General features: G+C 61.1%; 8 protein-coding genes. 5 read left to right on the top strand and 3 right to left on the bottom strand.

Features of this window, described 5'->3' with window-relative positions; all coding sequences use genetic code 11:
- Nucleotides 1–260: 260 nt before the first annotated feature.
- Nucleotides 261–2,348 carry a TonB-dependent receptor gene (locus tag BFL40_RS04175; RefSeq protein WP_071482580.1) on the top strand — a complete coding sequence of 696 codons (2,088 nt, stop codon included), beginning with the start codon at nucleotides 261–263 and terminating at the stop codon, nucleotides 2,346–2,348.
- A 61-nt stretch (nucleotides 2,349–2,409) separates the two neighbouring features.
- Here the strand turns inward: BFL40_RS04175 and BFL40_RS04170 are convergent, their stop codons facing one another.
- The 3 genes from BFL40_RS04170 to BFL40_RS04160 form a co-directional block, all read right to left on the bottom strand.
- Nucleotides 2,410–2,622, bottom strand: coding sequence for a hypothetical protein (locus BFL40_RS04170; RefSeq protein WP_071482579.1), 213 nt, complete (start codon nucleotides 2,620–2,622; stop codon nucleotides 2,410–2,412).
- 235 nt (nucleotides 2,623–2,857) lie between these two features.
- Nucleotides 2,858–3,964, bottom strand: a complete 1,107-nt coding sequence (aguA, locus tag BFL40_RS04165; protein WP_071482578.1) for an agmatine deiminase — start codon at nucleotides 3,962–3,964, stop codon at nucleotides 2,858–2,860.
- A 121-nt stretch (nucleotides 3,965–4,085) separates the two neighbouring features.
- Entirely contained in the window at nucleotides 4,086–6,989 is a 2,904-nt protein-coding gene (locus BFL40_RS04160; protein ID WP_071482577.1) for an aminotransferase, read from the bottom strand.
- A 151-nt stretch (nucleotides 6,990–7,140) separates the two neighbouring features.
- On the opposite strand from BFL40_RS04160, the gene rfbB reads away from it, so the two are divergent.
- The 4 genes from rfbB to BFL40_RS04140 all read left to right on the top strand — a co-directional run bounded on the left by rfbB (nucleotide 7,141) and on the right by BFL40_RS04140 (nucleotide 11,957).
- A complete protein-coding gene (gene rfbB, locus BFL40_RS04155) occupies nucleotides 7,141–8,223 on the top strand; it encodes a dTDP-glucose 4,6-dehydratase (RefSeq protein ID WP_071482576.1) in 1,083 nt (360 codons plus the stop codon).
- 61 nt (nucleotides 8,224–8,284) lie between these two features.
- The gene (locus tag BFL40_RS04150) at nucleotides 8,285–10,093 is read left to right on the top strand and encodes a sensor histidine kinase (RefSeq protein WP_071482575.1); all 1,809 of its coding nucleotides are present in this window, start codon (nucleotides 8,285–8,287) and stop codon (nucleotides 10,091–10,093) included.
- Nucleotides 10,090–11,475: a sigma-54-dependent transcriptional regulator gene (locus BFL40_RS04145; RefSeq protein WP_071482574.1), complete on the top strand. Its 1,386-nt coding sequence runs from the start codon at nucleotides 10,090–10,092 to the stop codon at nucleotides 11,473–11,475. The genes BFL40_RS04150 and BFL40_RS04145 overlap by 4 nt, the downstream gene beginning before the upstream one ends.
- A gap of 26 nt (nucleotides 11,476–11,501) precedes the next feature.
- Nucleotides 11,502–11,957, top strand: a complete 456-nt coding sequence (locus tag BFL40_RS04140) for a YiiD C-terminal domain-containing protein (RefSeq protein WP_071482573.1) — start codon at nucleotides 11,502–11,504, stop codon at nucleotides 11,955–11,957.
- Nucleotides 11,958–12,009 lie beyond the last annotated feature (52 nt).

The raw sequence follows: 12,009 nt of genomic DNA, 5'->3' as shown, positions 1-12,009 counted from the left end.
CCACAGGCGTTGGGCGCAATCCTATGCGCGCGTTGAACTGTGTGTCAATTTCGTGAATCGTCTGTATTTAGGCGAAAAAAGTCTAAGGAGCGCTCTGCAGAGCCTTCGCGAAAGTCTGTAAAACCCTTCAGCCCGCCTAAAAAACACATCACGTAACATTTTTTGTACTCTGCATATTTGGTAATAGATAACGTGCGCAAATGCAAAGCATTACCATTAGCGCATCATTTTCTTTCCAAACCTTTCGGATACATGCCCCCATGTCTGCCTCTCGCCTGACGCCCATCACCCTAGGGCTTTCTGTTCTGCTGTCCTCTGGTTTTGCCTGTGCCGCCACCGTTTTGCCTGAAACCTCTATCAGCGCCGAAGCTGATGAAGACGACCCGCGCGTCAAGGAGACCAACACCGCCACCCGCACCGCAACCTCAGTGCGATATGTGCCCCAGGCCATCGACTCAGTGAAAACCGAAAGCCTGCGTTCCTACGGCACCAACGACCTGGGCCAGGCGTTAAGCGGTATTCCCAACGTGAGCAGCGGCGCGGATACACGCTTTGACAGCCTGCGCATCCGCGGTTTCGACGCGAGCAACGACTTTTATCTGGACGGCATTCGCGACGACAGCCAATACGTGCGCGACCTGCATAACATCGAGCGCATCGAAGTACTCAAAGGCCCGGCAGCGGTGCTTTATGGGCGAGGCGGCCAGGGAGGGATCGTCAACCGCGTGAGTAAATTGCCCCAGGCAGGCCACAAATCCAGCATCGAAGCCCAAGGCGGCAGTAATGATTTGCGCAGCCTGTATGCGGACCTCAGCACCGATCCCACCGATAACATCAGCCTGCGCCTAAACATGGGTAACCAGGACAACAACAGCTTTCGCGACGGCGTCAGTGGCAACCGCCAGCTGTTTGCGCCGTCCATGAGCTGGCAACTGACGCCCGATCTGAATTGGTTGGTGCAATACGAATACAGCCGTTACAACCGCACGCCGGATCGCGGCATTCCCGGGGTCAACGGTCGCCCGGCGGATGTGAGCCGCAGCGCCACTTACTTTGACAGCCGCGATTACATCGACGACAAATCCCAGTCCCTGCGTTCCAAGCTCGCTTATGAGCTAAACAACAATTGGCAACTGCGCCACACGCTCGGTGTATTCAAGCTCGATAGCGATTTCGACAACACCTACCAGACCGGCTACACCGCCTCGACGAAACAGGTGACACGCCAACGCTGGCAGCAGGACCTGAGCACCCGTAACGTCTTCAACAACCTGGAATTGGAAGGTGGTTTCGACACCTTCGGCCTGGAACACCGCCTGCTCACCGGCCTTGAGCTGGGCAGCCAACGCCGCGATCCCAAGCTGTACACCGCTACCGCCGTCGGCCGGGGTGGCCAGGCTGTACCGAGCCTGGACCTCAACCAGCCCAATCGCCACCTGAGCCACACCGGGCGCATGAGTCTTTCCAGTTACAACCACACTGAAGTCGAGAGCCGCGCCCTTTACGTGCAGGATCAACTGCGCCTCAACGATCAATGGCAAGTGCTGGCCGGCCTGCGTTACGACCACTTCGACGTCGACACCACCAGCAAAGTGCTCAACACCCAGCAGGACGTTCAGAGCCGCAGCACCAGCCCGCGCATCGGCGTGGTGTGGACGCCGGTGGAGCATCACTCGTTCTACGCATCCTGGAGCAAGACCTTCTCGCCAGCAGGCGGCGGCTTGATTGGCATCACTCCGAACGCTGCAGGCAGCGTCAACGACCTGAGCCCCGAGCTGACCCGGCAAAAGGAAATCGGGGTCAAGAGCGACTGGCTCGACGACCGCCTGAGCACCACCCTGGCCGTGTACGAACTGGAACTCTACAACCGCCGCACCACCGACCCGCTGGACCGCACTATCACCCTGCTGACTGGCGTACAACGTTCACGCGGCCTGGAGCTTACGGCCACCGGCAAGATCGTCGGTAATTGGTATATGCGCGGTGGTGTCGGCCTGCAGGATGCCAAGGTCGAGAAGGATAACAACGGCTTTGAAGGCAAGCGCATCAGCGATGTGGCCAAGCGCAATGCCAGCCTGTTTATCACATGGAAGCCGGAAATGGGCTGGTACGCGGAAACCGGGCTGACCCTGGTCGGTGACCGCTATGCCGACAACCTCAACACCGTGGTACTGCCAGGTTATGGCCGCTGGGATGCGTTGGCCGGTTTCCGCCATAAGGAATGGGATGTACGCGCGGCGCTGAACAACATCGCCGACAAAAACTACTACGCCTCGGCGACCAGCGCGGCGCAGATTCAGCCGGGCGAGCCACGTAGCCTCGTCGTTACAGGCACTTACAGCTTCTAAGTTTCACCGGGTCAATGTGGGAGCAGGCAAGCCAGCTCCTACATTTTGATCGCCGAGCTCTTCAGCTTTTCATCAGCTCACACAACACCCGCACTTCATCCTCACTCAACAACCCCACTGGGTACCGTTCACTTATCACGCTGCGTAGATCAGGTTGCCTGACCTGTCGCGAGCCGTTTGCCTTCAACCAGAGCGCCAGCGCATGGATCGCATCACCGTTGACCCGCGTCGGGTGGAACGGGCGCGTATAGATCAGGTTGATATCGGCATTCATTTCAGCGCTCTCTCCTACTGCGTGAGCGGCTAACTTACTCAAGGTTTGTGACAGAACTGTGCAGTCATCACCCTCGGTTACTGTGGCAACACCGATACAAGAGCTATGCCAATGTCCCGTGTTTATAGGCATTCGGACACAAAAAAGCCCGCGACCTTGCTGGGCCGCGGGCTTGCTGTGAGCACTATCAGGAGTGTGGCGCTAGGCCATCACCCAGATGTTGTTACAACTGCACTCAGTTTTTGTGCGGTGCCGGCTGTTGTTGGGTCAGGCAATGGATGTTGCCACCGCCCAGTAACAGTTCGCGGCCCGGCACCATCACCACCTCATGCTGCGGGAACAGGTTCTGCAGGATCTCTTTGGCCTGGCTGTCCAGCGGGTCATCGAAGCTTGGCGCGATGATGCCGCCGTTGACGATCAGGAAGTTGACGTAAGAGCCGGCCAACCGCACGGTTGGGTTACGCTCCTGGCTGCCATCCACCAAGTCGACACCGGCGCATTCTTCTTCAGTGGCATACAGCGGCCCCGGGATCGGCATTTTATGCACTGTGAACGAGCGCCCTTGGGCATCCGTGCTGCTTTGCAGCACGTCCATGGCGGCGTGGCAGCGCGCGTAGTTCGGGTCTTGCGGGTCATCGGTCCAAGCCAGCAACACCTCGCCCGGACGCACGTAGCAGCAGAAGTTATCTACATGACCATCGGTTTCATCGTTGAACAGGCCATCCGGCAACCAGATGATCTTATCCACAGCCAGATTGGCGCTGAGCACCGCTTCGATGGCCGCGCGATCGAGGTGCGGGTTGCGATTGCGGTTCAGCAGGCATTCTTCAGTGGTGATCAGCGTGCCTTCACCGTCGACATGAATCGAACCGCCTTCCAGCACAAAACCTTCAGTGCGGTAGCGCGGCGCGCGCTCGATCTCAAGGATCTTGCCGCCCACCTGCGAGTCACGGTTCCATGGCGCATAGAGGCCGCCGTCAAAACCACCCCAGGCGTTGAAATCCCAGTTCACACCGCGCACTTCGCCGCTGTGGTTGATGACGAAGGTCGGACCAGTGTCCCGTACCCAGGCGTCGTCGTTGGACATTTCCACCACGCGGATATTGGGCACGTCCAAATGCGCGCGGGCATTTTCATACTGACCGGCAGAAACGGCCACGGTCACCGGCTCAAAACGCGCAATAGCCTTGGCCACCGCCACGTGAGCCGCCTGCGCCGGCTTGCCGCCCAGGCGCCAGTTGTCCGGGCGCTCAGGCCAGATCATCCAGGCTTGGGTCTGTGGTGCCCATTCGGCAGGCATATGGAAGCCATCGGCGCGAGGTGTGCTGTGCAGGGTGGTCATGGCGATCAGGACTCCGAATGGGGTGATGGACGACTTTATAACGGATAAAAATCGGCCTTAAAAGCGATAAAAGATCATGGATGGTAAATATTACAAAAAACAGTCGATAACAATCGATTATCTACAACTGCTCATCCAGCACCTTCGACAGCATGTCGACAAAGAAATCCACGCTGTGTCTGGACGTGACCATCGGCGGCTTGATCTTCAGAATGTTGAGATAATCGCCGGTCGGCTGCATGAAAATCCCCAGTTCCCGCAGGCGGTCACACAGCAGCGCGGTTTCTTCGGTGGCAGGCTCCAGGGTTTGTCGATCACGAACCAACTCCAGGCCCAGATAGAAGCCGGAACCGTGAACGGCACCCACCAACGGGTGACGATCAATCAACTCTTCCAGGCGTGCCTTGAAATGCCCACCCACGACTTGGGCGTTTTCCCACAGTTTTTCTTCCTCCATCACATCCAGCACTGCCATGCCGATACGGCAACTGACCGGACTGCCCCCCGAGGATGAGAAGAAATACCCCTCGGCCTCCAGCGCCTCGGCGATTTCTCGCCGGGTGATCACCGCGCCCAGCGGTTGGCCGTTCCCCATGCCTTTGGCCATGGTGATGATGTCCGGCACCACGCCTTGCTCTTCAAAACCCCAGAAAAAATGCCCCATGCGGCCGTAGCCCACCTGCACCTCATCGGCGATGCACACACCGCCCTGGGCGCGCACCAATCCATACACCTGCTGCAAATAGCCCGGCGGCAGGGAAATACCACCCGCATTGCCGTACACCGGTTCACAGATGAAACCGGCCAATTGGCGTTTGCTCGCAGCGATTTTCGCCAGATTGTGCTCCACGCTTCGTACGTAATCCGGCGCACTGTCCTGCCCGCGGAACTCACCGCGATAGGTATTCGGCGCGGTCACCGGGTGTACCCAGTCCGGCCGGCTGATCAACGCCTTGGGGTTATCGGCAATCGAGGTGGACACCGCGTCTGCCGCCACCGACCAACCGTGGTAAGCCTCAAGCACGCTGAGCATGTCGCGCCCGCCGCTGTAGGCCCAGGCCAGGCGAATCGCCAGGTCATTGGCCTCGGTGCCGCTGTTGACCAAAAACACCCGGTCCATACCCTCCGGCGCCAACGCCAGCAGACGCTCGGAAAACTCGGCAATCGCCGCGTAGTGGAAGCGCGAGTTGGTGTTGAGCAGCGACCACTGGCGCGCCGCCACCGCCGCCATGCGCGGGTGACCATGGCCTAGTACGGCAACGTTGTTGAGCATGTCCAGGTAGGAACGGCCCTGCATGTCGATCAGATGATTGCGCCAACCGCGCTCGATACGCGGCGGGTCGACGTAATAATGCTTCTGCGAGCGAGCGAAACTGGCGTCTCGCCGGGCCAGCAGGGCATCGGGGTCCAACTCCGGCTCGGCATCACACGCCAGCCCAAGTAACGAAGCCGGTGAGGGGCACAAGGCCTGCCACGCCAACGCCCGAGAGGGTGTGCAGAACAACGGCGGCTCAAGATCGGCACGGCATAACTGTACGGTGAGTGGTGCATGGACCTCGCCCAGTACTTGCCCTTTCACCAGCACCGAGCCAGGCTTCAACGACGTTTTCACGCCCCATAAACGCACACTCAACTGGGCGTCATGCAAACACAGCAAGCCATCGGCGCCCTGGCGCAGCGTCCCGGCGAAAGGCGCTTCCAACACGGTACCGTGGGGAAGGTGCAACTCCACGTGAAGTGGGAATGTGTCCGGCTCGATAGCACTGTCGGGGCAAGTGCGCGACAACCGGTATTGGCCATATCGACTCGCCGCCAGCCCATGCACCGCCGCCGCTTCATCCAGCAGCCGTCGGTCTATACCGGGCAACGCCCAATTACCGGCCTCGAAGTGCGGGCTGAGCACGCCCAGGTCGATCAACGCGAACTCACGCCCCACCAGACCCGGCAGCAACGGGGCGAAGTCTTGGCTGGCAATCGGCGGCAATATCTCACCGACGCAACGCAGAATCGCCGCGTTCATCAACTCAAATGGCACCGACGTCGCCACATGGAAAATTTCCCACTCATGCTCGGCGTTTTTCAATAAGTAAGTGTTATCCGGGTCCAGGCGTTGCTGTTGTTCGCTGCTGAGCACCAGCACCGCCGCACGGGCGACGATCAGCGGCCACAGCGCCTGCAACTCCTCAGGCTGCAACGGTGTTACCGCGTGAAAGGCCTGGATCGCCGGCAGGATGGCAAAGGGATCGCCGTCAGCATGGTGTAACAGCGCCGCGCAGGTCACCGACAGGTCGGCAATACGCCAGGTGTGCACCAAGTCGCCGAAATCAATGACACCCTGGACCTGCCAATGCCGCTGGGCATCGCGCTGCCAGACGACGTTGTCATCGGTGATGTCCATGTGTACCGCTTGCCAAGGCAAACGCTGCGCCAAAGGTCGAATGTGCGCCTCAACCTGCTCGGCCACCTGCTCCAACGCGGCGCGATGGGGCAGGTTTTCCAAGGTTGCCAATAAGTGGGTGATCAGTTCCTGGGCGTGGCGCGGGTCCCATTGCAGGGTGCGCTCCAGGCCCGGATGCTCGAAACGGGCCAATTCGCGGCTCATCCGCCCGCACAGCTCACCAAAGCCTGCGATCACGTCGCGGCCAAGGTGCGGCTGATGGGTCAGGGGCTGGCCGTCGATATAGTCCAGCAGCCGCAGGTGCACCGTTTGCCCGTCGACGTTCACGGTCAGCAGCTCCTCACCCGTGCGGGCGCGGATAACCTTGGGTACGCGCACGTGCGCTTGCAGGTCATTGAGGGCCGCATGCTGCGCCTGCAGCTCAACAGCCGCGTAGTCACCCCGGCAAATTTTCAGAACAAACCGGCCACGTTCACTGTCGATTCTGTAGTTGAGGTCTTGTTGGCTGCCCAGCGACTGCAAGGCGCCAGTAAGGCCGTAATGCTGCTCGAGTAATCGCGCCGCGTGATCAACGCTCACTTGTGGGCAGGGCAAACTGGCACGATGGATCAACGTGGCGAGCAACATTGTGACGACCTCTGTTTTTTTAGGTGTCTATATCGCCATTGTTCGGGGGCGTTAATCAACCCCTCACGCATACCGCGCTTGCACCGGTCCGATTCACAACTCAAGCTATGCTTCATTCGCCCAATGTCCGTCTAAGGAAAAGGCCCTCGACATGCGCATTCTCATTACCGGCGGTGCGGGATTCATCGGCTCTGCCCTGATCCGACACCTGATCCAACACACCGAGCACGAAGTGCTCAACCTGGACAAGCTCACCTACGCCGGCAACCTGGAGTCGCTGACCAGCATCGCGTCCAATAGCCGCTATGAGTTCGTGCAGGCCGATATCATCGACCAAGCCACCGTCAGCGCCGTGCTGGCACGCTTTGAGCCCCAGGCAATCATGCACCTGGCCGCCGAGTCGCATGTCGACCGCTCCATTGACGGCCCGTCGGATTTTATCCAGACCAACATCGTCGGCACCTATAGCCTGCTGGAAGCCACGCGCGCCTATTGGCAGACGCTGGCAGAACCTGCCAAGAGTGCGTTCCGCTTCCACCATATCTCTACGGATGAGGTGTATGGCGACCTCCATGGTGTGGACGACCTGTTCACCGAAACCACACCTTACGCGCCCAGCTCGCCGTATTCCGCCAGCAAAGCGGCCTCCGACCACCTGGTCCGCGCCTGGCAGCGCACGTATGGCCTGCCGGTGCTGCTGACCAACTGCTCGAACAACTACGGGCCGTTCCACTTCCCTGAAAAGTTGATCCCGTTGGTCATCCTCAACGCCCTCGCGGGCAAGCCGCTGCCGGTCTACGGCGATGGCTTGCAGGTGCGCGACTGGCTGTTCGTCGAAGATCACGCCCGCGCGTTGTTGAAAGTGGTCACCGAAGGTGTGGTCGGCGAGACCTACAATATCGGCGGTCACAATGAGCAGAAGAACATCGACGTGGTGCGCGGTATTTGCAGCCTGCTGGAAGAGCTGGCACCACAACGCCCGGCCGGCGTGGAGAAATTCACCGACCTGATCACTTTCGTCAAAGATCGCCCAGGCCACGACCAGCGTTATGCGATCGACGCCAGCAAAATCGAACGCGAGCTGGGCTGGGTACCGAAAGAAACCTTTGAAACCGGCTTGCGCAAAACCGTGCAGTGGTACCTCGACAACCTGGAATGGTGCCGCAGGGTCCAGGACGGCAGCTATCAAGGTGAACGTCTGGGCAACACCGAGCCAAAAGACCTGATCGCATAACCAAGGCAACGCGCACTACAGCTAGGCATAATGCGCCTGTACCCACAGGCGCATGACTCCCATGACTCCACCCCTTCCGCGAAGACCCCGCTGGCGCAGCCTCGCCCTGTTGGCGTTGTGCCTGGCACCGCTGCTGTGGCCGCTGGAGCACTTGGCCGAGCGCTATTACCGCAGTGAACTGGCCGGGCAAAACCGCCAGACCCTCGACCTGTACGTCGCCAACCTGCTCGGCACCTTGCACCGCTATGAAGTGCTGCCGCAGATCCTCGGTGATCTACCCGCCCTGCGCACCGCACTGGATGCGCCTCAGGTGAGCACCAACCTGACCAACGCCAACCTGCTGCTCAAGGACGTCGCCGCCCAGGCCGGTGTGGAAGTGATGTACCTGATGGACACCACCGGCAAGACCCTCGCCGCGTCCAACTGGGACAAGCAAGACAGTTTTGTCGGCCGCAACTTCTCGTTCCGGCCCTATTTCAGCGAAGCCATGGCCGGGCGCCTGGGGCGGTTTTTCGGCCTGGGGACCACCTCGGCCAAGCGCGGTTACTTCTTCGCCGCCGCCGTGCGCGATGGTGACAAGATCATTGGCGTGCTGGTGGTCAAGGTCGACCTGGACCACACCGAAAGCCTATGGGGCAACACCCCGGAACAACTGCTGGTCACCGACCACAACGGCGTAGTGATCCTGACCTCACGCCCGCAATGGCGATTCCGCGCGACCCGACCGCTGACTGCCGAAGAACGCCAAGCCATCATCGCCATCCAGCCCTACCCGACCCGCGACCCACAACCGCTGACCCTGAGTTCCACCGCGTGGCTGCGCCAATCCACAGCCATCGCCGAAACCGGCTGGAACGTGGAGATCCTCGCGCCACGCTCGCTGATCAATCGCCCGGTGCGCACCGTGGTGGCCGTCGGTGGCGCCACGTTGCTGGTGGTGATGCTGTTGCTGGGTTTGATGATGCAGCGCCGTCGGCATTACCTGGAACGCATCGCCTTCGAAGCCAAGGCGCGCCGCGAACTGGAAATGCGTGTGGTCGAACGGACCAGTGACCTGGAGGGCCTTAACCGACGCCTGAAACAGGAAGTGCTGGAGCGCGAACACGCCCAACAGGAACTGGTGCGCGCCCAGGATGACCTGGTGCAAGCCGGCAAACTGTCGGCGCTGGGCACCATGTCGGCGAGTATCAGTCACGAACTCAATCAGCCCCTCGCAGCAATCCGCAGCTATGCGGAAAACGCCGAAATCCTGCTCGACCATGAGCGCACCAACGACGCTCGGGGCAATCTCAAGCTGATCAGCGAACTGACCGGGCGCATGGCCTCGATCATCGCCCACCTGCGCGCCTTCGCCCGGCGCGACCGCCATGCGCCGGAAAGCGTGGCCCTGCAACCGGCGCTGGACGATGCGTTGGCGTTGCTGGCCAAGCGGCGGCGGTCGATGGAAGTCGAGCTGATCCGCGACTTGCCGGAGGCGACGCTGTGGGTACAGGCTGGCGAAACCCGCCTGCGCCAAGTACTCGGCAACTTGCTGGCCAACGCCCTCGACGCCCTCACCGAAAAAGGCCCGCCGCGCAAACTCTGGCTGAGTGCCCAAACCACCGAACAGGGCGTCAACCTGTACATTCGCGACAACGGCCCGGGGTTTTGTATGGAAGCGTTAGGCCGCGCCAGCGAGCCGTTCTACACCACCAAGACCCGCACCCAGGGCCTCGGGTTGGGCCTGGCGATTTGTGACACCCTGATGCGCGCCTTTGGCGGCGAACTGCTGTTCGCCAACCACAAGGAAGGCGGCGCGCTGTTAACCTTGAAATTGCGTGCCGGCTCGCCGGGCGTCAGTCTGCAACCGTCCGAGGACCGCAGTGTATGAGTATCGAGAACCAGATTCAGGTGGTGTTGATCGACGACGATCCACACCTGCGTCAGGCCCTGTGCCAGACCCTGGACCTGGCTGGGCTGAAAGTCCTGCCCCTGGGTGAAGCTACCGGCCTCACCGCACGCCTGTCACGGGACTGGCCGGGCGTGGTGGTCAGCGATATCCGCATGCCCGGCATGGACGGCCTGGAGCTGCTCGCCGAACTGCACGGCCAGGACCCGGAGTTGCCGGTGCTGCTGATCACCGGCCACGGCGATGTGCCGCTGGCGGTGCAAGCCATGCGTGCCGGTGCCTATGACTTCCTGGAAAAACCCTTCGCCAGCGACGCCCTGCTCGACAGCGTACGCCGCGCCCTGGCCCTGCGCCGCCTGGTGCTGGACAACCGCAGCCTGCGCCTGGCCCTCAGCGACCGCCAGCAACTGAGCACGCGCCTGGTGGGGCACTCGCCGCAAATGCTGCGCTTGCGCGAGCAGATTGGCGCCCTGGCCGCGACCAGGGCCGATGTGCTGATCCTCGGCGAAACCGGCGCAGGCAAAGAAGTGGTTGCCCGCGCACTGCACGACCTGTCGAGCCGGCGCAGTGGACCGTTTGTGGCGATCAACGCCGGGGCGCTGGCCGAATCGGTGGTGGAAAGCGAGCTGTTCGGCCATGAGCCCGGCGCCTTTACCGGTGCGCAAAAACGCCGTATCGGCAAGTTCGAATTCGCCAACGGCGGCACACTGTTCCTCGATGAAATTGAAAGCATGAGCCTGGATGTTCAGGTCAAACTGCTGCGCTTGTTGCAGGAGCGGGTGGTAGAGCGGCTGGGCGGCAATCAACTGATCCCGTTGGATATCCGCATCATCGCAGCCACCAAGGAAGACCTGCGCCAGTCCGCCGATCAGGGCCGCTTTCGTGCCGACTTGTACTACCGCCTCAACGTTGCGCCACTGCGCATTCCGCCGCTGCGCGAGCGTGGTGAAGACGCGCTGATGCTGTTCCAGCACTTCGCCGACGAAGCCAGCAGCCGCCACGGCTTACCGCTGCACGAGCTGCAACCGGGCCAGCGCGCGCTGCTCTTGCGTCACAGCTGGCCGGGCAATGTACGGGAATTGCAGAACGCCGCCGAACGTTTTGCCCTCGGGCTGGAGCTGGCCCTGGATGCCACGGCGGACAATCCCTCCGCCAGCGTCCTGACCTCCACCCCGGGCGGTTTGAGTGAACAAGTCGAGCAGTTCGAGAAAAGCCTGATTGCCGCCGAACTGACCCGCCCGCATAGCTCCGTGCGCAGCCTCGCTGAAGCCTTGGGCCTGCCGCGCAAGACTCTGCACGACAAACTGCGCAAGCACGGCCTGAACTTCGCCGACAGCGGCAACCACAGCGCAGACGACGAATGACCCTGCCCACCCGCCAAGAGGCCCCCATGAGCCGCGATAGCCGTTACCTGGAATCCGTTCTTCACCACGACATCCCCCTCACCCGGGAAATGGGCCTCAAGGTGCTCGATTGGCAACACGGCCAGCTGCAGTTGCACCTGCCCTTGCAAGCCAATATCAACCACAAGAGCACCATGTTTGGCGGTAGCCTCTACCGCGGCGCAGTGCTGGCGGGCTGGGGCTGGCTACACCTGAAACTGCGCGAAGAAGGGATTGAAGACGGGCACATCGTGATCCAGGAAGGGCAGATCAGTTATCCGCTGCCGGTCACGCGGGATGCGACAGTGGCCTGCCAGGCGCCGGAGGAGAAGGTGTGGAAGCGCTTTGTGGCGACGTACAAGCGGTATGGCCGAGCGCGGTTGACACTGGAGACGTGGATTGTGAATGAGGGCGGTGAAGAGCGGGCGGTGGCGTTTACGGGCCAGTACGTCCTGCACCGCTAACCGTCACAACACAAAACAACTGTGGGAGCTGGCTTGCCTGCTCCCACATTGA

This window comes from Pseudomonas costantinii (assembly GCF_001870435.1).
GTDB lineage: Bacteria > Pseudomonadota > Gammaproteobacteria > Pseudomonadales > Pseudomonadaceae > Aquipseudomonas > Aquipseudomonas costantinii.
Note: the sequence above shows the minus strand (reverse complement) of the source record. Positions and strands in the feature narration are given on the sequence as shown.